This window comes from Streptomyces sp. NPDC021115 (assembly GCF_044333065.1).
Taxonomy (GTDB): Bacteria; Actinomycetota; Actinomycetes; order Streptomycetales; family Streptomycetaceae; genus Streptomyces.
In genome coordinates, this window is sequence record NZ_JBIRQF010000002.1 from 514437 (window position 1) to 536542 (window position 22106).

The 22106-nt window shown below is 72.1% G+C and carries 20 protein-coding genes; 12 read left to right on the top strand and 8 right to left on the bottom strand.

What is annotated here, in order from left to right; all coding sequences use genetic code 11:
• Positions 1-56: 56 nt before the first annotated feature.
• The 3 genes from ACH4TL_RS07905 to ACH4TL_RS07915 all read left to right on the top strand — a co-directional run bounded on the left by ACH4TL_RS07905 (position 57) and on the right by ACH4TL_RS07915 (position 2091).
• The gene (locus ACH4TL_RS07905) at positions 57-923 is read left to right on the top strand and encodes a helix-turn-helix domain-containing protein (protein WP_398310248.1); all 867 of its coding nucleotides are present in this window, start codon (positions 57-59) and stop codon (positions 921-923) included.
• A 3-nt stretch (positions 924-926) separates the two neighbouring features.
• A complete protein-coding gene (locus tag ACH4TL_RS07910) occupies positions 927-1178 on the top strand; it encodes a DUF397 domain-containing protein (protein WP_009713861.1) in 252 nt (83 codons plus the stop codon).
• Positions 1179-1302: 124 nt separating this feature from the next.
• On the top strand, positions 1303-2091 hold the full coding sequence (locus ACH4TL_RS07915; RefSeq protein WP_398310244.1) for an SAM-dependent methyltransferase: 789 nt from the start codon (positions 1303-1305) through the stop codon (positions 2089-2091).
• Here ACH4TL_RS07915 and ACH4TL_RS07920 read toward each other — a convergent pair.
• The 5 genes from ACH4TL_RS07920 to ACH4TL_RS07940 are packed head-to-tail and all read right to left on the bottom strand — an operon-like array spanning position 2088 to position 7243.
• A complete protein-coding gene (locus ACH4TL_RS07920) occupies positions 2088-2936 on the bottom strand; it encodes an STM4011 family radical SAM protein (protein ID WP_398311560.1) in 849 nt (282 codons plus the stop codon). The two genes, ACH4TL_RS07915 and ACH4TL_RS07920, sit on opposite strands and share 4 nt — an antisense overlap.
• Before the next feature lie 14 nt (positions 2937-2950).
• Entirely contained in the window at positions 2951-4303 is a 1353-nt protein-coding gene (locus tag ACH4TL_RS07925) for an STM4012 family radical SAM protein (protein ID WP_398310241.1), read from the bottom strand.
• A complete protein-coding gene (locus tag ACH4TL_RS07930) occupies positions 4300-5103 on the bottom strand; it encodes an STM4013/SEN3800 family hydrolase (RefSeq protein ID WP_398311557.1) in 804 nt (267 codons plus the stop codon). Before ACH4TL_RS07930 ends, ACH4TL_RS07925 begins: the two co-directional genes overlap by 4 nt.
• A 7-nt stretch (positions 5104-5110) precedes the next feature.
• The gene (locus ACH4TL_RS07935) at positions 5111-6265 is read right to left on the bottom strand and encodes an STM4014 family protein (RefSeq protein WP_398310238.1); all 1155 of its coding nucleotides are present in this window, start codon (positions 6263-6265) and stop codon (positions 5111-5113) included.
• A 24-nt stretch (positions 6266-6289) separates the two neighbouring features.
• Entirely contained in the window at positions 6290-7243 is a 954-nt protein-coding gene (locus ACH4TL_RS07940) for an STM4015 family protein (protein WP_398310235.1), read from the bottom strand.
• A gap of 201 nt (positions 7244-7444) precedes the next feature.
• On the opposite strand from ACH4TL_RS07940, the gene ACH4TL_RS07945 reads away from it, so the two are divergent.
• From ACH4TL_RS07945 to ACH4TL_RS07980, 8 genes are all read left to right on the top strand, one after another.
• Positions 7445-7771, top strand: a complete 327-nt coding sequence (locus ACH4TL_RS07945) for a hypothetical protein (protein ID WP_398310232.1) — start codon at positions 7445-7447, stop codon at positions 7769-7771.
• An 84-nt stretch (positions 7772-7855) separates the two neighbouring features.
• Positions 7856-8962, top strand: a complete 1107-nt coding sequence (locus ACH4TL_RS07950; RefSeq protein ID WP_398310230.1) for a DUF6745 domain-containing protein — start codon at positions 7856-7858, stop codon at positions 8960-8962.
• Between the two features lie 100 nt (positions 8963-9062).
• The gene (locus tag ACH4TL_RS07955) at positions 9063-9965 is read left to right on the top strand and encodes a glycoside hydrolase family 19 protein (RefSeq protein ID WP_398310228.1); all 903 of its coding nucleotides are present in this window, start codon (positions 9063-9065) and stop codon (positions 9963-9965) included.
• Positions 9966-10033: 68 nt separating this feature from the next.
• The gene (locus tag ACH4TL_RS07960; RefSeq protein WP_398310225.1) at positions 10034-10912 is read left to right on the top strand and encodes a GNAT family N-acetyltransferase; all 879 of its coding nucleotides are present in this window, start codon (positions 10034-10036) and stop codon (positions 10910-10912) included.
• 116 nt (positions 10913-11028) lie between these two features.
• Positions 11029-12249 carry an MBL fold metallo-hydrolase gene (locus ACH4TL_RS07965; protein ID WP_398310222.1) on the top strand — a complete coding sequence of 407 codons (1221 nt, stop codon included), beginning with the start codon at positions 11029-11031 and terminating at the stop codon, positions 12247-12249.
• Positions 12250-12348: 99 nt separating this feature from the next.
• The gene (locus tag ACH4TL_RS07970) at positions 12349-13194 is read left to right on the top strand and encodes a chitosanase (protein ID WP_398310219.1); all 846 of its coding nucleotides are present in this window, start codon (positions 12349-12351) and stop codon (positions 13192-13194) included.
• A gap of 59 nt (positions 13195-13253) precedes the next feature.
• Positions 13254-13562 carry a trypco2 family protein gene (locus tag ACH4TL_RS07975; protein WP_398310216.1) on the top strand — a complete coding sequence of 103 codons (309 nt, stop codon included), beginning with the start codon at positions 13254-13256 and terminating at the stop codon, positions 13560-13562.
• A gap of 9 nt (positions 13563-13571) precedes the next feature.
• Complete coding sequence (locus ACH4TL_RS07980) at positions 13572-17609, top strand: trypsin-like peptidase domain-containing protein (protein WP_398310213.1); 4038 nt, start codon at positions 13572-13574, stop codon at positions 17607-17609.
• On the opposite strand, the gene ACH4TL_RS07985 is transcribed toward ACH4TL_RS07980, so the two are convergent.
• The 3 genes from ACH4TL_RS07985 to ACH4TL_RS07995 form a co-directional block, all read right to left on the bottom strand.
• On the bottom strand, positions 17575-18270 hold the full coding sequence (locus ACH4TL_RS07985; protein ID WP_398310210.1) for a gamma-glutamyl-gamma-aminobutyrate hydrolase family protein: 696 nt from the start codon (positions 18268-18270) through the stop codon (positions 17575-17577). The genes ACH4TL_RS07980 and ACH4TL_RS07985 overlap by 35 nt on opposite strands.
• Before the next feature lie 16 nt (positions 18271-18286).
• Positions 18287-19750 (bottom strand): ethanolamine permease, encoded by a 1464-nt coding sequence (gene eat, locus ACH4TL_RS07990; RefSeq protein ID WP_398311554.1) that lies wholly within the window; start codon positions 19748-19750, stop codon positions 18287-18289.
• Positions 19751-19868: 118 nt separating this feature from the next.
• Positions 19869-20603, bottom strand: a complete 735-nt coding sequence (locus ACH4TL_RS07995; RefSeq protein ID WP_398310207.1) for a FadR/GntR family transcriptional regulator — start codon at positions 20601-20603, stop codon at positions 19869-19871.
• Between the two features lie 124 nt (positions 20604-20727).
• Here ACH4TL_RS07995 and ACH4TL_RS08000 point away from each other — a divergent pair, with 124 nt between their 5' ends.
• Positions 20728-22095 (top strand): glutamine synthetase family protein, encoded by a 1368-nt coding sequence (locus ACH4TL_RS08000; protein ID WP_398310204.1) that lies wholly within the window; start codon positions 20728-20730, stop codon positions 22093-22095.
• The last annotated feature ends 11 nt before the right edge of the window (positions 22096-22106 follow it).

Sequence of the window (22106 nt, forward strand, 5' to 3'; positions counted from 1 at the left end):
AAAGCTGAGCCCGTGCCAGACTGCTGTGCTGTGACAGTAAGTGGAGGGGGACGATAGTGGCGGATGCGCGGTCGGGTGGTGCCCCGACCGTCCTGCGGGTCGTGCTCGGCAAGCGACTCCAGGACCTTCGCGAGAAGTCCGGGCTGTCCTTCGAACAGGCGGGGCGGGCCCTCGACGTCACCCATGCCACGATCCGGCGCATGGAGAAGGCCGAGGTCGGCCTGAAGCTCCCGTACGTCGAGAAGCTGTTGCGCACGTACGGCGTCACCGACCCCGAAGAGGTCGAGGCCTTCCTCTCTCTCGCCAAAGAGGCCAACAAGAACGGCTGGTGGCACCGGTTCCGGGACGTCCTGCCCGACTGGTTCAACACCTTCGTGAGCCTCGAGGTGGAAGCCAACCTCATCCGCGCCTACGAACCCCACTACATCCCCGGGCTGCTCCAGACCGAGGACTACTCCCGCGCGGTGCTCCGCGCGGGCATGCCGCACGCCCCCGAGTCCGAGATCGAGCGCAACGTCGCGCTGCGGATGGAGCGGCAGGCGCTGCTGCGCCGCCCGGATCCCCCGATGCTGTGGGTGGTGATGGACGAGACGGTGCTGCGCCGTCCCATCGGCGGGTCCGAGACCATGCGGGCGCAGATCGGCCGGCTGATCGAGGTCGCCGACTCACCCCAGATCAGACTGCAGGTCATGCCGTTCGACGCCGGTCCGCACCCGGCGATGTACGGCCCCTTCCATATCTTCCGGTTCCCGATCCCGGAGCTGCCCGACATCGCGTATACGGAGACGCTCGTGAGCGGCTCCTACTTCGACCAGCGCGATGACGTCTCGGCGTTCCTGGAGGCCCTGGACCGGATGTGCGCGCAGGCCGCGCCTGCACAGACCACTCAGGCCATTCTGAGTGGCATTCGCAAGGAGATCTGAACGATGGATCGCATATGCGGGAGCCGCGCCTACAGCGGCATGCCGGCCAGGGACCTCGGTTCCGAGGGCTGGCACAAACCGTGGAGCGGTGGCAACGGGGGAAGCTGCGTCGAGGCGATGAGGCTGAAGGACGGCCGGGTGGCACTGCGCCAGTCGACCGATCCGGACGGACCGGCGCTGATCTACACCCACCTGGAGATGAAGCGCTTCATCCAGGGGGCGAAGGCCGGGGAGGCCGACTTCCTGCTTCTGTGACGCTCGTGCGACCGAGGGGGAACGAGGGGCACTGACAAGGGGACATGGTGTGACCGACCACAGACCAGCCGACCAGGCATCAGCCGGCCGGCGATTATCCGCATCCCGCATCCCGGGGACGCGGGTGTCCGGCCAGGACATCGACACCAGCAGGCCGCATCCGGCCCGGATGTACGACTACTACCTGGGGGGAAAGGACAACTACGAGATCGACCGCGAGGCCGCCGAGCGCCTCATCGAGCAGTCCCCGGACATCCTGGCCAGCGCCCGCGCCAACCGCGCGTTCCTGCTGCGCGCCGTCCGTACGGTGGTGTCCGGCGGCGTACGGCAGATCATCGACCTCGGGACGGGCATACCGACCTCGCCCAACACCCATGAGGTGGCCCGGGAGATCGCCCCGGACACCCGGGTCGTGTACATCGACAACGACCCGATCGTCGCCGCGCACGCGGACGCCAAGCTGACCAGCACCCCCGGTACGCACTTCGCGGCGGCCGACGCGCGAAGACCCGCCGACATCCTGGCGCACCCGGCGGTGCGCGACGGCATCGACTTCACCGAACCCGTGGCGCTGCTGCTGGTCGCGGTCCTCCACTTCGTCTCCGACGCGGAGGACCCGGCGGGGACCATCGCCGCCCTGACCGAGCGGATGGTCCCCGGGAGCCATCTGGTGATCAGCCACGGCACGACGGACTTCCACGGCCCCGACCAGATGGCCGACGAGGTGTACCGGAAGTCCACCGCCGAGCTGAGCCTGCGCCGCCACGCCGAGATCGTCCCGTTCTTCGACGGGTTCACCCTGCTCGACCCGGGTCTGGTGCGGGCGCCGCTGTGGCGGCCTGACGGACCGCCGCCCGACGCCGCGGCGCTCGCGCCCGTGGGCATCTACGGAGGCGTGGGCCGCAAGACTTAAGTGGGCGCGGCGGGGATCCGCTCCAGGACCCCGCCCGCGAACACGTCGTACAGCGGCAGCGACTCCAGATGGACGTAGCCGATGTGGCAGTCGCACACGGCGAGCGGACAGGGCCGGGGCCGCAGCGCCGCACGGTAGGAGCCGTCGTACAGATTGCCCAGCTCCGTGCGGACGAAGTGGCAGCGGCGCACCGTGCCGTCACCGTCCACCGAGATCACCGAGGCGCCGGTCCGGCACGGCAGACCGGCGCTCCGGTGCGGATGGCGGCTGTAGCCGAAGAGCGGATCGAGCGCGGTCCAGTCGGCGGCCTCGGCATCCGTATAGGTGTGGCCCTCCGCCGCGTTCACCCACAGATAGACCTGCTCGGGCAGCTCGGCGCGCAGCCTGCGGGCGTGGTCGAGATGGCCGGGCAGCCCGACGATGCCCACGCTGTGCCGCACCCCGCGCGCGGTCAGCTCCCGGCACTTGGTCAGGAACCGGTCGTACGGGGTCTGGCCCGGGTGGTACGTGCACCACAGCGCGAGCGTGTCGCGGTCGGCCTCGGCCGTCCAGTCGGTGCGGCAGCTCAGATTGGTCTGGATCGCCACCCGCTCGATGTGCGGAAGACGGCTCAGCCCGGTCAGCGCACGGCGGTACCAGGAGCGCGTCAGCCCCTCACCCCACGGTGTGAACAGCACCGACAGCCGGTCGCCCGACTGCTCCCCGGCCCAGGCCGTGAAGCGCTCCAGCGCGGCCCGGTCGGCGCGCAGCGCCTCCCGGCTGTCGCGCCGCTTGGCGAACGGGCAGTACGGACAGTCGTAGTCGCAGGAGGCCAGCGGGCCCCGGTACAGGATCGTCAGGTCCACGGCGGCCGCCATGCCTACTTCGCCTCGTACGCGGCCATCGCGGCGCGTACGGCGGGCGAGAACAGCTCGGGGCCGAGCGCGTCGGAATGCGCCAGGCCCTCGGCCGACAGCCGCAGGCGGCCGGGCTCCGCGGCCGGATCCAGCCAGCCGCGGGCGGCGAACCGGGCCAGCTCCTCGGGGAAGTCCTCGGTCGGATCGGCCGCGAACCGCTTCCGGTATCCGGCCACGTCCAGGCCCTCGGCCTGGAGGACGGACTGGAGCAGATGGCGGCGGCGGGCCTCGTCGCCGCTGATCGCCCGGCCGTGCTCGGCGCGTGCGAAGTCGGGCGCGGGGCGGGAGACGTAGTCGTCGATGATGCCGCGTATCTCCCGCATGTCGACCGCGTAGTCGAAGGAGTAGTGCAGCCCGGAGGTGTAGGAGCGGGCGCCGCAGCCCAGGCCGATCATGCCGTCCGTCTGGCAGGCGTAATCCTCGCCGCCGGTCGCGGGCGCGTCCGGGCGGCGGAACATGCGCATCGAGACCTGCTCATAGCCGTGCGCCCGCAGCTGGTCCCGGCCCAGCCGGTACAGCCGCAGCCGCCGGGCGTCCCACTCCTCGTCGCTCTCCGTGTCACTCCCTGGGGCCCCCTTGCGGCCGCCGAGGCCGGTCAGCGGGCGGACGTAGAGGGGGTAGAGATACAGCTCCTCGGGGTGCCAGGCGAGCGCCGCGTCCAGGGAGCGCAGCCAACTGTCCCCGGTCTGGCCGTCGATGCCGTAGATCAGGTCGATGTTGAGGACCGGGATGCCCGCCTCGCGGATCCGGCCCAGCGCCGCCTCGACATCGGCCCGCCGCTGCGGCCGGACCGCCGACCGCGCCTCCGCGTCCACGAAGCTCTGCACGCCGAGGCTCAGCCGCGTCGTGCCGCGCGCGGCGAGCACGGCGAGCCGGTCGGCGGTGGCGGTGGCCGGGGACGCCTCGACGGACAGCGGCACGGCGGTCAGGCCCGCGCCCATCCGCTTCTCGGCGATGTCGCACAGCCGCTCCAGCTCGGCCGCCTCCAGGAACGTCGGGGTGCCGCCGCCGAAGGCCGCGGCGGCGAACCGGGCCCCGTCGCCGAGCGCCCCGGACACCGCGTCCGCCTGGCGCTCCAGCGCGTCCAGGTAGGCCGTGGTGAGGCCGTCCGGGGCGCCGATCCGGGTGAAGAGATTGCAGAAGCCGCAGCGCACCTCGCAGAACGGGATGTGCAGATACAGCGACAGCGCGTCCTTCGGCTCGTCCGCCCACAGCGCGTGCAGCGCGGGCCGGTCCGCCAGCGCGTGGTACGCGGTCTTGTGCGGATAGGCGTAGACGTACGACTGGTACGGGCGGACGGGGGCGGTGATGTTCATCGGGTCCCAAGGAAGAAGTGGGTGTACGGCACGGTCCAGACGGCCTCGTGGCCGATCCGGTGGCCGGTGTAGCCGTCGTCGCCGTACGCCGTGCCGTGGTCGGAGCAGACGATCGCGAAACCGGGGCCGCGGCCGCTCATCGCGGTGAGGAGACGGCCGATGTGGCGGTCGACGTACTCCAGCGCGGCGGCGTGGGAGGCGCGCGAGTCACCGCTGTCGCGGGTCGCGCCCGGCAGATGGAACCAGTTGGGCTGGTGCAGCGCGGACACATTGACGAAGAGGAACAGCCTCCGGTCCGGAGCGAGATCCCCGATGACCTTCTCGGCGCACGCGATCTGCGCCTCGAAGGAGGTGGGGGAGGGGACGCCGAACTCCGGCTCCCAGTAGCTCTCCTGGAAGTATCCGGGCAGCACCGAGCCCAGCGGGCCCCGCTTGTTGAAGAACCCGACGCCGCCGACGCACACCGTGCGGTACCCGGCCGCCGCGAGCCCGGTCACCAGGTCCGGGGTGTCGTAGACATACGTCGCCCCGGCTGTGGTCTCGCTGCCCGCGAAGCGCGCGGCGAACAGCCGCGGGTGCGGGCCCGGCCGGGCCGGGGTGGGCAGGAAACCGGCGAACATGGCCTGGTGGGAGGCGTAGGTGAAGCTGCCCGGCGCATGCCGCTCCTCCCAGACCCCGCCGGGCATCCGGGCGGTCAGGTTCGGGATGCGCCCGGCGGCGGCGAGTTCGGCGGCGACGTCGTAGCGCAGGGTGTCGAGGGTGACCAGCAGCAGATCGTGGCTGCCCACGACCGCGTTCATGTCCGGCTCAGCCAACGGCATCGTGATGGGCCTCCCGGTGTGCGCGGAGCACGGCGGCGACTTGCGCCGCGTACGTGTCCTGGTCCTCGGCGCCGCTGCCGGTCAGCCCGGTCAGCCGGGGCAGCAGATCGCCGAACGCGTTGACCTCACCGACCGCGAACCGCCGCCACCCGGTGCCGGGCAGCAGATCCACCCCGACGCACAGCGTGCCAGGGAAGCAGGCCGCCGCCCGCTCCGCCGTGCCCAGCACCGCGCTCCACGCCACCCCCGCCGCCTCCGCGGCCGCGCGGGCGGCGGCCAGATCGCCGCGCACGCCCCCGAGGTGGAGATTGGTCATGGGGGAGCGGCTGGTCCGTACGACGGCATGGGTCGCCCGGCCGTCGATCACCACCACCCGCAGATCGGCGGCGCGCTTGGCCTGCGATGCCTTGGGCAGCCAGCGCTCGATGTGCAGCCCGTCCGGGGCCAGCGTGTCCAGGATCGCTGCGACGTCCCGTTCGGTGTCGTACCGCCGCACCCGCAGCGAGTTGAAGAGCGAGCCGTCCTCCGTGCGCTCCACCGAGGTGGTGGCGCGGATCCGGCCGGGGCCCGCGTACTCGACCGCGAGCACCCCGGAGGCGGACGAGCCGTGCGCGAGCTTGACGAACGCACGGTGCATGCCGCCCTCGCCGAGCGCCGCCCGCACATCGTCCCAGCCGCGCACCGGCGGCGCCTGCGGACCGGAGGTCGGCGAATACGGTACGGGGACCTCCGCCGCGTCCAGCACCCCGTGGCACAGCCGCTTGTCGAACAGGATGGCCAGCTCACCGGGGTCGTCCAGCAGGGTCGCGCCCGCCGCGTGCGCGGCCTTCGCGACGGCCCGTACGGCGTCGGTGAACCGCGCGTACCAGCGGCCGGTGCCCTCGACCCGGGTCGGGTCCCCGGCCCCCCGCAGCAACTCGTCCACCTCGTGGTCCTCGCCTGGCGACTCGATCCGCACGCGCTCGCCCGGCTCGAACTCCACGCTGCCGCACAGCACATCGCGCCAGGCCAGCACCCGGGGTACGGCCAGCCCGGCGGCCAGGGCTGCGTCGGTGAACATCTCCACCCGGCGGTGGCCGGGATTGCCGACGACCGCGAGCCGCGGGCCGTTCCGGCACGGCTCATTCGGAAACGGCGACATAGCGCTACTCCTTCTCTTGGTCGTCTACTCGGCGACGGCCGTGTAACGCTGCACTTCGCCGTCCTCCCACTCGTACTCGTCGCCCTTCTCGGACAGCGCGACCTTCACCCCGGACGGCTCCAGCGCGTCGCGCAGCCGCTGCTCCATCGGCTCCGAGAAGTAGTTGTGGTCCAGATCGAGCCGTGTGAGGTGGGTCAGCGGCTGGCCGTCGAGCAGCGCCGCCGCGCCGTCGTCGGTGAGCACGCCCATGGACAGGTCGAGGGAGTCGAGCTGGGCGAGGACCGGGGCCGAGGCGACGGCGGCGGCGATCTCGTCCTGGATCTCGCTGTTCATCAGGCCCAGGTGGCGCAGCGCGGGGAACCGGCCACCGGACAGCAGCGGGGCCAGGTCGCCGACGGTGACATCGCCCCCGTACTCGTCGACGCCGAACCACATCTCCAGGTGTTCGAGGGCGGGCAGTTCGCTGCCGGAGACACCGCGCACCACCTCGCCGGGCAGCCCGCCGGTCTCGAAGCGGAGCCTGCGCAGGTTCTGGTGCCCGGTGGCGGGGAACCGCAGGCCGCTGCCGCCGCGGATGCCCAGCTCCCGCAGCCCCGGGTAGGCGTCCAGGACGGGGGTCACGTCCGACTGCTGGATCCAGGAGATCTCGGCGTCCCCCGCCTCCAGATCGCCGATGAAGACCGCTTCGAGGGAGGTCAGCCGGTCCTTGGCGGCCACCAGCAGATCGACGATCACCGCCGAGTCCTTGTCGTACGCCTCGCCCCACTGACCGATGATCAGCGCCCGCACCCGGGTGGGGTCGACCGTGGTCAGGAATCGGTCGAAGCGGCCCTCGAAGACCTCGTCCGACTCCTCGGCGTACGGGTTGTAGGAGATGCGCCAGGCCGCCGCCTCCGGCTCGGGCAGCTGCGGGTCCTCGTCGGGCAGCGGAAAGTCGAAGACCGGAAGCCGGTGCAGTTCCGTCAGGTAGTCGGTCATGGCGCGGATTTCTCCAGGGGGTTCGAGCGGGCGTGCCCGGTTCCGAAGTGCGTGCGAAGAGTTGTACCAAGCCCCACCGACGGCCGCCCCGGCGGCCGTTGTCGGACCCCCTGCGTACCGTCAGGACCATCGACCGGCCGCCGCGCGGCGACCGGTGGACCGATGACGGCTGCGGTGGGGACCGCGGGGGAAGGGGAGCGCATGTACCGACAGGGAGACGTGCTGATCGTGCCGGTGGCACCGGAGTCGCTGCCGCCGGGCAGCGAGGGGCTGCCGCAGCAGCCACGGGACGGGCGGGGGCGGCTGGTGCTGGCGCTCGGCGAGGTGACCGGGCACGCGCACGCGGTGGTCGGACCGGGCACGCTGGTGCGCGAGTCGGGGCCGTTCGGCGCCTCGTATCTCCATCTCCCCGACGGCGGGCGGGTGGTGCACGAGGAGCATGCGGCGATACCGCTGCCCAAGGGGTGGTACCGGGTGGTGCGCCAGCGGGAGTACGTGCCGGGCGCCGTGCGCGTCGTGGCGGACTGAGAGCACGGGGGACGAGGACGGATGACGACGGCGACGGCAGCGGAGACGACGAGCATGACCACGAGCGCCAGGAGCACGACCGTAATGACCACGGGGGACTGGCGCGCGGTGGCCGCCGCGACCGGCCCGGCGGACCGCGAGACGGCCGAGGAAGGCATCCGGCGGGCGTACGCGGACGCCGGACTGGTGCCGCCGGAGCGGATCGTGTGGACGGGCTCCCCGCTGGCGGGCACGGCGGCCGCGCTGCTGCTCACCGGGCAGGCGGAAGGGCTGCCGGGCGAGGCCGCCGAGCGGGCCGCGGACACCCTGGCGGCCGCCGGGGTCGAGCCGGTGGCGGGCGCCGCGGGCGCCTCGGTGCGGGACGCGGTGCGCACCCGCCCCTGGGCGCGCGCCCGGGAGCGGGCGCACACCGCGCTGGGCCCGTCCGGGTGGGCCGAGCGCTGGGCGCTGACGGGGGCGCCGCTGTGGGACGTCACCCGGGCGCTGACCGAGCGCATCCGCACCGGTGTCATCGAGTCCCTGGCGGAGGGCACGGGCACGGTCACGCGGCGGGCGGATCAGGAGACGGCCGTCCGGCTCGCCCTGCTGGACGCGGTGCTGGGGCAGCACGACGCGCCCTGGCTGGCCTCCGTCACCGAGGGTCCTGACGACGGGCTCGCCGGGGTGGCCGCGATCGCCCGCGCCGCCGGGTGGTGGTGGCCGTACGAGAGGGTCGTGGTGATCGCGGAGCGCCCGGAGGAGCTGCACCGCGACGAGGCGGGCCGCCTCGACCGCGGCGACGGCCCCGCGCTCGCCTTCCCCGACGGCTTCGCGCTGTACGCCTGGCGCGGCATGCCGGTGCCCGCTGACTTCCTCGACCAGCTGGGCGAGCTGACCCCGGACCGGATCCGCGCCGAGGAGAACGCGGAGCTGCGCCGGGTGATGCTGGAGCACTACGGCTACGACCGCTATCTCGACGAGTCCGGGGCGCAGCCCGTGCACCGGGACGAGACGGGTGTGCTGTGGCGCATCGACCTGGTCGACGACGAGCCGGTGGCGATGGTCGAGGTGGTCAACTCCACGCCGGAGCCGGACGGTACGCACCGCACGTACTGGCTGCGCGTACCGCCCCGCACCCGGACCGCCCGCGAGGGCGTGGCCTGGACGTTCGGCCTGGACGCCGCGGCCTATGTGCCGGAGCGCGAGACCTGATCCGGACGCGCTCACCCCACATCGGCTTGGTCTGGACCTTGACTGGTATAGACCAAGCCGATTGAGTGTCCTCCGACAACACAAGAGATGGGGTGGTCCCATGTGGGGAAGACGCGCCATGGCATGGTTCGCCGCACTGGCGGCGGCGTGCGCCTTACTGTTTGGCATGCCCATGGCCTCCGCGTCGGCGGACTCGGCGGGCACGGCCTCGCGCGCGGCATGCAGCTATCCGGACTGGGGCGCGGGCAAGTGGTACGTGACCGGTGACATCGTCCGGTACACCGACGGCAGGTACTACCGGGCCGAGCACGACAACCCGGGCTACGACCCGGTGATCAGCACCTGGTACTGGGAGCCCTACGACTGCGGCAGCGGCGGGAACGCCGGATTCGTCGTGAGCGAGGCGCAGTTCAACCAGATGTTCCCGAACCGGAACGGCTTCTACAGCTACCAGGGCCTGACCGCCGCCCTCGGCGCCTACCCCGGCTTCGCGAACACCGGCAGCGACACCGTGAAGAAGCAGGAGGCCGCCGCCTTCCTCGCCAACGTCAGCCACGAGACCGGTGGCCTCGTCCACATCGTCGAGCAGAACCAGGCCAACTACCCGCACTACTGCGACTGGAACCAGCCGTACGGCTGCCCCGCGGGCCAGGCCGCCTACTACGGCCGCGGACCGATCCAGCTCAGCTGGAACTTCAACTACAAGGCCGCGGGCGACGCGCTCGGCATCGACCTGCTGAACAACCCCTGGCTGGTGCAGAACGACTCCGCGGTGTCCTGGAAGACCGCCCTCTGGTACTGGAACACCCAGACCGGCCCGGGCACCATGACCCCGCACAACGCCATGGTCAACCAGCGCGGCTTCGGCGAGACCATCCGCAGCATCAACGGCAGTCTGGAGTGCAACGGCGCCAACCCCGGCCAGGTGCAGAGCCGGATCGACGCGTACCAGAGGTTCGTCCAGATACTCGGCACCTCGCCGGGTTCGAACCTCAGCTGCTGAGCTGATCGGGGACGCGCCGCGGATAAATGAGATGCGCCGCGCGGGCCGGGCGCGCCAGCCTGGAACGCATGGCGTGGACGACGACATCCGACCTCGATGCGTTCCAGGCCGCGGCGGGCGCGTTCCTGCGCGCCCGCCCGGTCCAGCACACCCTTCTCCTCACCGTCGTCTCCTCGCTGGAGGCGGCGGGCAGCGGCCGCTACGGCGACCAGCCGCCGGTCTTCGGCTGGTGGCGGGCGCCCTCGGGCGCGGTCGACGGTGCGTACCTGCGCACCCCGCCCCGTCCGCCGCTGCTCTCCGCGATGCCCGCGGAGGCGGCGGACGCGCTGGCCCGCACCCTCGCCGGGGCGGACGGGGCGGACGGGGCGGACGGGGCGAACCGGGCGCGGATCGGCGGGGTGAACGGCGCGCGCCCGGTCGCCGAGGCGTTCGCGGACGCCTGGGAGCGGCACACCGGGGAGGCGCGCGGGGTCGACCATGTCCAGCGGCTGTACCGGCTGGACACCCTGACGCCGTCCGGGCCCGTACGGGGGCGGGCCCGGACGGCCACCACCGACGACCGCGACCTGCTGCTGAGCTGGTACGCGGCGTTCGGCCGCGACACCGGGGCGCTGCCGGAGGGCGAGGTCGCACGCGCGGTGGACGACCGGCTCAGCCACCACGGCGCCCTGCTGTGGGAGGTGGACGGCGAGCCGGTGGCCACCGCCGCGGTGAGCCGCACGATCGCGGACACCGTCCGGGTCTCGCTCGTCTACACGCCGCCCGAGTGGCGGGGACACGGCTACGGGGGCGCGGTCACGGCCGCCGTCAGCAGGGCGGCGCGCGCCGCGGGGGCCGAGCGGGTGCTGCTCTTCACCGACCTCGCCAACCCCACCAGCAACGCCCTGTACCAGCGGATCGGCTACCGCCCGGTCGAGGATCACCTGATGCTGACGTTCGCGCCCTGAACAGATCCGGAGCCTCCTTCCGGAACAAGGTCACCGTCAGGACAGTTGTCACAGTGCAGCAGCACAACAGCACAGGCCATGGGGTGCGCCGTCATCCCCTTCACCCAGGAGGTGCCGTGACCGGTTCCAGCTCCCAGCGTGCCCGGCTCACCACAGCCCTGCGCCCCGCCGCCTTCGGGGCCGATCCGGCCGGGGAGCGGATGGAGCGCATCCGGCGCTCGCCGAACTTCGCGAACGGCGTGTTCACCAACCCTGGCGGCGGCGGCGGCGCCGCGCCGTCCGGCTCGATGCTGAAGTTCCTGCCCACGTACTTCCGCAAGGAGAACCGGATACGCCGGGCCCCGGCCGGGACCGTACCGGTGTACCCCACCACCCTCGCCGACCTGGCCACACCGCCCGCCTCCGGGCTGCGGCTGACCTGGATGGGCCACTCCAGCGTGCTCGCCGAGATCGATGGGCGGCGAGTGCTGTTCGACCCGGTGTGGGGCAGCCGCTGTTCGCCCTTCGCCTCGATCGGGCCCAAGCGGCTGCACCCCGTCCCCGTGCCGCTGCGGGAGCTTGGGCCGGTGGACGCGGTGGTCATCTCGCATGACCACTACGACCACCTCGACATGCCCACGATCCGCGCGCTCGTGCGCACCGGCACCCAGTTCGTCGTGCCGCTCGGGGTCGGCGCGCATCTGGAGCACTGGGGCGTCCCGGTGGGGCAGATGACGGAGCTGGACTGGCACGAGTCCACCGATGTGGCCGGGCTGCTGCTCACCGCCACCCCCGCCCGCCACTTCTGCGGCCGCGCGCTGCGCAACACCCAGCACACCCTGTGGGCCTCCTGGGTGGTGGCCGGGCCCGAGCACCGGATCTACCACAGCGGGGACACCGGGTACTTCTCCGGATTCGCGGAGATCGGGGCGTCGTACGGGCCGTTCGACGCGACCATGATCCAGATCGGTGCGTACAGCGAGTTCTGGCCCGACATTCACATGAGGCCCGAGGAGGGCATGCGCGCCCACCTCGACCTCCAGGGCGGCGAGCCCGCCCGGGGGATCATGCTGCCGATCCACTGGGGCACCTTCAACCTGGCCCCGCACCCGTGGGACGAGCCCGCCGAGGGCACCGTCACCGCGGCCCGCGCGGCGGGCGCGAGCGTGGCCGTGCCGCGCCCGGGGCAGCCCTTCGAGCCGGGGCGCGGGCTGCCGCTGGAGACATGGTGGCGGGCGGTGGCGGTGCCGGGCGCCGCGCCGGTGGCCGTCGAGGCCGTCGCCGAGCCGGCGGGCCCGGTCGGCACGGCTGGTGCGGCCGACGGGACCGACCCGGCGGTGCCCATTCCGCAGCCGTAGTACGCGAGTTGAGTCGAAAGCCTTGTGGGTGGTGTGGCGCGCTCGCTTCAATGGTTAGGAAAGCTTCCTAACGGACGGCTCAAGCGAACGGAGTCCCCCATGTCCAGAAGGATCGGCCTCACGGCGGCGGCCGTGGCGTTACCCGCCGCGCTCGTGTTCACCGGCGTCGGAGTCGGCGTGGGCCAGGCCGCCACCCCCATATCGTCCTCGGCGCACCAGGCCGCCACCGCGGCGGCCAACCTGGACGATCCGGCCAAGAAGGAGATCGCCATGAAGCTGGTCTCCAGCGCCGAGAACTCCTCCCTCGACTGGCGCGGCCAGTTCAAGTACATCGAGGACATCGGCGACGGCCGCGGCTACACCGCCGGGATCATCGGCTTCTGCTCCGGCACCGGCGACATGCTGGACCTCGTCGAGTACTACACCGACCAGAAGCCGGACAACGTCCTCGCCAAGTACCTGCCCGCGCTGCGCAAGGTCAACGGCAGCGACTCCCACAGCGGCCTCGACCCCAACTTCACCAAGGACTGGAAGAAGGCCGCCGCGGACAAGGCGTTCCAGGACGCCCAGGAGCACGAGCGCGACCGCGTCTACTTCAACCCGTCCGTCAAGCAGGGCAAGGACGACGGCCTCGGCGCGCTCGGCCAGTTCATCTACTACGACGCGATCGTCATGCACGGCCCCGGCGACAGCAAGTACAGCTTCGGCGGCATCCGCAAGACGGCCATGTCCAAGGCCAAGACCCCGGCGCAGGGCGGCAACCAGACCACCTACCTCAACGCCTTCCTCGACGCCCGCAAGAAGGCCATGCAGAGCGAGGAGGCGCACAGCGACACCAGCCGGGTCGACACCGCGCAGCGCGTCTTCCTCAACGCGAAGAACTTCGATCTGAACCCGCCGCTGAAGTGGAAGGTCTACGGAGAGTCCTTCGAAATCAACAGCTGACCGCCCTTGTCAGTACCCCCTTGTACAGTCTGAAGCCGAAAGACAATGAGGGGGGACGCATGGTGGAACTGTCGGAGATGATCCGCGAGTTGCGCGCTCAGCTCACGGTCGCGGCGGGCGAGGGCGCGGGGGAGGCCCTTCAGTTCGACGTCGGCCCGATCGAGATCGAGGCCACGGTCGCGGTCACCAAGGAGGCGGGCGGCAGCGGCAGGGTCCGCTTCTGGGTGGTCGAGGCCGGTGGCGACGGGAAGTACGCCTCGTCCGAGACCCAGCGCATCACCCTCACCCTCCAGCCGACCACCCCGGGCCCCGACGGCACCCGCACGACGGCCAGGATCTCCGGGGCCGAGGTGGCCGGGGAGCGCTGAGGCTGAGCGGTGGCGGGGCTGACGGGCCACCGGGTGGCCGAGATCATCGTCGAGACGGCGACGGGGGACCGCCGTCGCGGCTCGGGCTATCTCGTCGCGCCCGGGAGGGTGCTGACGGCGGCCCATGTGGTGGCGTCGGCGGTGTCCGTACGGGTGCGGTTCGAGGCGGACCGGCCGGGGGAGCGGGTGCTCGAAGCGGAGGTGTGCTTCGAGCACCCGCCCACGGATGTCGCTGTCCTGGCCGTTCCCTTCTCGTCGGAGGAGGTCCCGGTGGCCCGTTTCGGCCGGGTCGGCGAGCGGGACGCGGTGCTGCGGTGCAGCGCCATGGGCTTCCCGGCCTTCAAGATCCGTCGCGGTGACGACGGGCGGCCGTACCGCGACGCGGAGCATGTGCACGGCACCTGCGCGGTCCTCTCCAACCGCCGTGAGGGCACCCTCGACCTGAGCGTGCCCCCGCCGGACGGCAGCTGGGACGGCATGTCCGGCGCGGCGGTCTTCAGCGGCGGCCGGATCGTGGGGGTGGTGGCCGCGCATCACCACGCCGATGGCGCGGGACGGCTGGCGGTGAGCCGGGCGGACCGCTGGGCGGAGCGGCTGCCGGACGACGAACGGTCCACCCTCGAACGGGAGCTGGGCACCGCGTTCGCCCCCCTCCCGGACGTCCTCCCGCCGTCCCGGCTCGGCCAGATCGAGGCGGGCTACCAGGCCCTGCTGCGGGACATCGCCCCGCCCGAGCTGATGGGACGGGCCGAGGAGCTGCGCGAGCTGGTCGACTTCTGTGCGGGCCCCGAGACGTATCGCTGGATCCAGGGCCGGCCCTGGTCGGGCAAGACGGCGCTGGTGTCGTCGTTCGCGCTGCACCCGCCGCGCGGGGTGGTCCCGGTGTCGTTCTTCATCACCTCCCGGCTGGCGGGCCAGGCGGACAGCACGGCCTACACCGAGGCGGTGGTCCACCAGCTGGCCGCCCTCGTCGGCCGCGAGCCGTCGCCGCACGCCTCGCCCGGCGTCCGCGAGGCCGAGCGCCGCGCGCTGCTGACGGAGGCCGCCGAGCGGGTGGCCGAGGACGGCGGCACGCTGCTGCTCGTCGTGGACGGGCTGGACGAGGACCAGTCCGCGCGCGACGGCGCCACCGGCCCCAGCATCGCGTCCCTCCTCCCCGAACGCCCACCGCCCGGCGTCCGCGTCCTGGTCGCCAGCCGCCCCAACCCCGCGCTTCCGCTGGACGTCAAGGCGCGCCATCCGCTGCGGGGTGATGTCGTACGGCAGCTGGGCGCGACGGACTTCGCCACGGATCTGGAGCACGACGCGTGGTTCGAGCTGTCCCGGGCGCTGGCCGGGGACGATCTGGAGAAGGACATCGTCGGCCTGCTGGCCGCTGCGCGGGGCAGCCTGCGGTCGGAGGAGCTGCGCGAGCTGACGGGACGGCAGCTGTACGCGGTGCGGCATCGGGTGGAGGGGATGTTCGGGCGGATCCTGCGCCGCCGCGGACGCTCGGCGAGGCCGCACGAGAAGCGGGGATACCTCTTCGCCCACGAGACGCTGTTCGTGGCGGCGACGGAGATGCTGGGCCCGGATCTGCTGCCGTATCGGGACCGTATCCACGCCTGGGCGGCTGGGTACCGCGATCAAGGATGGCCGGAAGAAACGCCGCCGTACTTGTTGCAGCAGTACGGACGCATGGTGAGCGGTCTGGGGGACGTCGATCGGGCCACCGCGCTGACCACCGATCCGCGGCGGCAGGACCGCATGCGCGCGGTGACCGGCAGCGATGCGGCGGCCCTCGCAGAGGTCGATGCCGTACGCACGATGGCCGCCCGCGAGGCCCCCGACGACCTTGGCACACTGGCAGCCCTGGGTACGGCGGAGGACCTGCTGTCCCGTCGTAACAGCTCCCTCCCGTGGAACCTCCCTGTCGTCATGGCCCGGCTGGGGCCGACCCGGCGCGCGGAGGGGCTGGCCCGAAGCGTCTTCGACGCGCATGACCGAGCCCGGGCGCTGGTCGGGGTCGCGCAGACGATGGCCGAGAGCGGCGATGCGCGCGCGACCGAGCTGGCACGAGAGGCCGTGGCACTCGTGAACCGGGATGCGTTCCCCTCCGGCTCGAAGGATGAGGACGAGGCACGACAGATCACACGAGCGGCAGCTGTCACGCTGGCCACGGTGGGCCGAGGCACCGAGGCTCTGGAACTCATCACCGAGCGAGACGACACCCGGTCCCTTGTGTACGGGACCGACCACTCACCCGGCGTACTCATGGCTTTCGTGGAGGTCGCCGAGGCCGTGCGCCCTCATGACGCCCCGTTGGCCGATCGCACGCTGGACCGCGTGCTGGCGGCGGCCACGCCGCGGTTCGGCTCGTGGTGGTGGGCGCGCGTAGTGGCGGCGGCCGCGACGGCCTGCGCCGGGGTGCATCCCGCTCGCTCGGCGGGTCTGTTCGATGACCTGGACAAGCTGGCGCTTCAATCACCACCTGACGAGGTTGCGAAGCTGTGTGCGGTGGCCTTCGCCGTGCGCCATGCGCGACCGGAGTCAGCCGTACGGCTGGCGAGGATGGCGAAGGAACGCGTCGGCACTCTTCTTCAGGGGGACGAGAGCCCGGACGCCAAGGTGACGGCAGTACACGTCCTGAAGCTCCTGGCCGACTGTGGGCTTGCCCAAGAGGCACAGGACCTGGCCGAGGCCCATACCGGATTCGGGCCTGAGGTATCCGACGTCCTCGCCAGGGGGTGGGCACGCGAGGGAAACGCCGCACGGGCGTGGCAGGCGGTGTGTGCGGCATACGGTTCGAACGTCCCGCACGACATCCTTTCCTCTGTGGCGGAGGAGCTGGCCACAGCCGGTGCGCTGGACGAGGCCGAGCTCATTGCCACGAAGATCGAGGTCCCCGTGCGGGCGGCGGAAACGCTGGGAGTGGTGGCGGGACATGCCATCCACCACGATCCGGCCCGCGCGGCCAGGCTGCTGGCGGCCGCTCTGGAGACCGCACCGCGGTCCCTCGCCGGGAACCGAGGAGTCGATCAACAGTTGGAGTCGCTCGTCGACGCGCTGGCCACCCGCCAGGACTTCTCGCATGCCGAGCGACTGGCCCGGTGGTTCGACGGTCCTGAGGAACGCGCCGAAGCGCTGGTGAGGATGGCGGTGCGTATCCATACGACTGATCCGTCAGGTGCCCGGCGGCTGGCCGAGGAAGCAGCCGAGGAGATGGACAGCGTTGCCGACGGTTCGTCCTCGGACGACGAGGCGCCGTATTCTCCCGTGCCCTCCTACAGCGCGCAGCTTGTCAGGCATGCGCTGGCTGAAGTCGGCCCGCGCCCTTCGCGGCTGGATCGCTGCGAGCGTGCCGAAGAGGAGATCGTGTCTCCGAACGAGGGGTGGATTTTCGACCACGCGGATGCCGAGGTCGCCGAATGTGCCGAACTCGTCCTGACAGCCGAACGCGAGGCACCTGAGCGTGTGCCGTCGCTGCTTGTGACGTTGCGGGACGCGATGGCCACGAGCAACCCCTGGTTCCGCGACCTCTCTGCTGTGACATACGTGGCGGGCGAGCTCCTGCTGGGAGGGCTGGATCCGGACTCGCCGCAGAGCCTGCAGGACATCGCGACGCGGTTGGACATCGATACGTACGGTTTCCGTGGCCCGGACGCTCATGGCCTCGTCGCCCTGGTGTACGCCGTCTGCGGCGACGACGAGCGGGCCGAGGAGATGGTGGGGCGGCTTCGGCACGAGGGGGACGAGCCCTCCGTGCGCGCCGAAATGGCCGCGGCCATCCTCGGGCTGCTGTGGCAGCCGTGGCTGGTACCGGGCGGGCTGGGACTGGTCAGGAGGTGCATCGACCTGCTCATGCCGCCGCCCCCGGCGGACGCCGGTCGCATTGCCCGCGCCCGCGAGCAGCTGCGCCGGGCGTTGATGTGTGACGGCGGGTGGCATCATGCCCTCCCCGTCCTCGCGCACCTCGACCCGGACGCGGTGCGCCGCGTCCGGGACGTGGTGTTCGCTCAGCTCGGGCTGGAGGTCAGTCCCGAGCCGCCGCAACCAGCGCCCGCATGACCCGCAGATCGTCCCCCGCCTCCGGATGCCACTGCACGCCCAGCACGAAGCCCTCCGCGCCGGGCAGCTCCACCGCCTCCACCGTCCCGTCGTCGGACGCATAGGCCGAGGGGACCAGGCCGTCGGCCAGGCGGTCCACCGCCTGGTGGTGGAAGGTCGGCACGGAGACCGGCTCCGGGAGCACCCCGCCCAGCAGCGTGCCCGGGACCGGCTTGACCTCGTGCCGGTCGAAGACGCCGGGCGGGCCCGCGTGGCCGTCCAGGTGCTGGACGAGGGTGCCGCCGAGGGCGACGTTCAGGAGCTGCATGCCGCGGCAGATGCCCAGCAGGGGGACGCCCGAGGACAGCGCCGCCTCGATCAGGGCGAGTTCCCAGGTATCCCGCTCCCGCGCGGGCGGGCCCGTACGCGGATCAACGGCGGCTCCGTACCGTACGGGCTCCACGTCCGGGCCGCCGGAGATCACGACGGCGTCGAGGCGGGAGACGACGGCCGCGGCCGACCCGACGGCGGGGTCCGGCGGCAGCATCGCGGCCAGACCCCCGGCGCGCTGGGCGAGTTGGTGGTACCCCGCGGGGAGGAGCGCGGCGGGGAGGTTCCAGACGCCCCAGTGCGCCGAGGCTTCCAGGTAGGTGCTGATGCCGATCAGAGGCAGAGGGGGCACGTACGGGTCCAATCTCTCAGTCGCGGGACAGTTCCGCCTCGGCCTCCGCCAGCGCCGCGAACTCCTCCTCCGGCGCCGCCGCGACCAGCCGGTGGCGGCTGTAGAAGGCGAAGTAGGCGAGCGCCACCGCGTAGACGCCGAGGGCGATGAAGGCGGCGTCCTGGTCCACCAGGAAGGTGGCCAGGAGCGCCGCGCAGGCCAGGAGGAAGGCGACGGACGAGGTCACGATGCCGCCGGGGGTGCGGTACGGGCGGTCGAGGCCCGGCTCGCGGCGGCGCAGGACGATGTGGGAGAGCGACATCAGGGCGTACGAGATGGTGGCGCCGAAGACCGCGACGTTCAGCATCCGCGCGCCGTCGCCCGACCAGGCGGCGAGGCCGAAGCCGATGGCGCCGGGGACGAGCAGGCCCAGGTAGGGGGCCTTGCGGCGGCTGGTCAGGGAGAGGAAGCGGGGCAGGTATCCGGCCCGGGACAGGGCGAACAGCTGCCGCGAACCGGCGAAGATCAGGGAGAAGAAGGAGGCGACCAGACCGGCGAGCCCCGCGTAGTTGACGACGCGGGACAGCGTGGTGGCCTTGCCGTCCGGCTGAAGCGCCTCGACCAGCGGGTTGCCCGCGTCCTGCACGGCGGCCGGGCCGCGGGCGCCGGTGGCGGCGAGGAAGGTGAGCAGGGCCAGGAGCAGCAGGATGCCCATCGAACAGGCCATGGCCTTGGGCAGGGTGCGCGCGGGCTCGCGGGTCTCCTCGGCCGCGAGCGGGACGCCCTCCACGCCCAGGAAGAACCACATGCCGAAGGGGAACGCCGACCAGATGCCGAGCAGGCCGAACGGCAGCCAGGAGCTGGCGCCGAACGCCGAGTGGTCGACCGGGATGTCGGTCAGCGAGCCCGCGTCGAAGTCGGTGAAGGCGCCGACCGCGAAGATCAGCAGCGCGGCGACGGCGATGGCGGTCACGACGAGGCTGAACCGCAGGGCCTCGCCCACGCCCCACAGATGGATGCCGATGAAGATGACGAAGCAGGCGAGATAGACCGGCCAGCCGGACTCCAGCCCGAAGAGGCCGAGGGATTCGACGTAGTCGCCGATGAAGATGGAGATGGCGGCGGGCGCGAGGACGTATTCGATGAGGATCGCCGTGCCGGTGAGGAAGCCGCCCCACGGGCCGAGGGCGCGCCGCGCGAAGCCGTAGCCGCCGCCCGCAGTGGGGAGGATGGCGGCGAGTTCGGCGAGGGCGAAGACCATGCAGGTGTACATCAGGCCCATGAGCACGGCCGCGATGGCCAGCCCGCCGAAGCCGCCCTCCGCGAGGCCGAAGTTCCAGCCGGAGAAGTCGCCGGAGACCACATAGGCGACGCCGAGGCCGGTCAGCAGTAGCGGGCCCGCGCTGCCGCGGCGCAGGGTGCGCCGCTCCAGATAGCCGGATGCGCCCGGTTCACCTGGATCGGAGGAGGCGGTGCGGGCGGTCTCGGTTCCTTCGGCCATGTCAGCCATGGGCACTCCTGGCTTGCACGAGGGGACGGCGGTGGGGAGGGGATTGGTGTGGGGGCATACCTTTGCCGTACGTGGAGGGTCCGCGCAAGACCTCTGCGTAAAACCGGGGTTACGGCAGGAACCCGCGCAGCAGCGCCGCCGTGCCCTCGCAGTGCTCCCGCATCACCTCGCGCGCCCCGTCCGCGTCCCCGTCGAGCACCGCCTCGACCAGCGCCGCGTGCTGGGCCTGGGAGTGCTCCAGGTTCCGTACCAGCAGCGGGATGCAGTCCAGCAGGTCGTTGACGGTGGCGCGGACGGCCGCGTACTGGGCGGCCAGTGAGGGCGAGCCCGCCAGCTCCGCCAGCGTCAGATGCAGCATCGTGTCCAGCCGCCGGTAGTCGGCCAGCGGGGCGTCGCGCGTCGCGTCGAGGGCGGCGCGCAGGCGCGCGGCCTGCCCGTCGGTCAGGCCGTGCGCGGCGCACAGCCCGGCGGCGCCGACCTCCAGGACCTCCCGGAAGCGCAGCGTGTCCTCGACGTCCACCGCCTCGACCCGCCGCCGCAGCTCGTCCTCGCCGCCCGCGGCGGGCTCCGGCCGGGTCCGTACGAAGGTGCCGCCGTACCGGCCGCGGCGGCTCTCCACGATGCCCTGGTCCTGGAGGACCTTCAGCACCTCGCGCAGGGTCACCCGGCTGATCCGCAGCCGCTCCGCCAGCTCGCGCTCGGCCGGGAGGCGGCCGCCGTCGGGGACCAGCCCCAGCCGTACGACCTGGAGTATCTGCTCCAGCGCCTCCTCGAAGCCGTTTCCGGCGCGCACCGGGCGCAGCACCGGCGCGAGCCGGTCCCCGCCGCCATGGGTCTCGCTCATCGAACCGTCCGCACCTCCTTCCCAATCAATGGTCTGCGGTATTACCTTAAGGCCACTCCGCGCCCCTCACACCCGTCCGAACCCGTCCGAAAGTCCGGAAGTCCGGAAGCCAGGAGGCACCACCGTGGCAGACCGCACGCCCCCGCTCTCGGTCGACGAGCTGACCAGGCTCGTGGCCGCCGGGGAGATCGACACCGTCGTCCTGGCCTTCACCGATATGCAGGGCAGACTCCAGGGCAAGCGGTTCGCCGCGCGCTTCTTCCTGGACGACGCGCTGGAGCACGGCACCGAGGGCTGCAACTACCTGCTCGCCGTCGACGCCGACATGAACACCGTCGGCGGCTACGCCATGTCCTCCTGGGAGCGCGGCTACGGCGACTTCGCCCTCCACGGCGACACCGCCACCCTGCGCCGCACCCCCTGGAACCCCGGCACCGCGATGCTCACCGCGGACCTCTCGTGGCACGACCGCTCGCCCGTGGTCGCCTCCCCTCGGCAGATCCTGCGCCGCCAGCTGGACCGGCTCGCGGAGCGCGGCTGGACCGCGTACGCCGGGACCGAGCTGGAGTTCATGGTCTTCCGGGACACCTACGAACAGGCGTGGAACGGCGGCTACCGCGGGCTGACCCCCGCCAACCAGTACAACGTCGACTACTCCATCCTCGGCACCGGCCGCGTCGAGCCCCTGCTGCGCCGCATCCGCAACGAGATGGGCGCCGCCGGGATGACCGTGGAGTCGGCCAAGGGCGAGTGCAACCTCGGCCAGCACGAGATCGCCTTCCGCTACGACGACGCGCTGACCACCTGCGACCAGCACGTCATCTACAAGACCGGCGCCAAGGAGATCGCCGCCCAGGAGGGCATGGCGCTCACCTTCATGGCCAAGTACGACGAGCGCGAGGGCAACTCCTGTCACATCCACCTCTCGCTGCGCGACGAGGCCGGGGACCCCGTGCTCGCCGACGACGACGGCCCGTACGGCATGTCGAAGACCATGCGCCACTTCCTGGCCGGGCAGATCGCCGCGATGCGCGACTTCACCCTGCTCTACGCGCCCAACATCAACTCCTACAAGCGCTTCCGGCCCGGTTCCTTCGCGCCCACCGCCGTCGCCTGGGGCCCGGACAACCGCACCTGCGCGCTGCGCGTCATCGGCCACGGCCACGCCCACCGGCTGGAGAACCGGCTCCCCGGCGGCGACGTCAACCCGTACCTCGCCGTCGCCGGAATGGTGGCCGCCGGGCTGTACGGGATCGAGGAGGAGCTGGAGCTGCCCGAGGTCTGCACCGGCAACGCCTACACCGGCGACGCCGACCACGTGCCGACCTCGCTGCGCGACGCCGCCGACCGGTGGCAGGCCAGCCCCATAGCGCGGGCCGCCTTCGGCGACGAGGTGGTCGAGCACTACCTCAACATGGCCCGCGTCGAGCAGGAGGCGTACGACACCGCCGTCACCGACTGGGAACGCTTCCGGTCCTTCGAGCGCATGTGAGGAACCCCCGA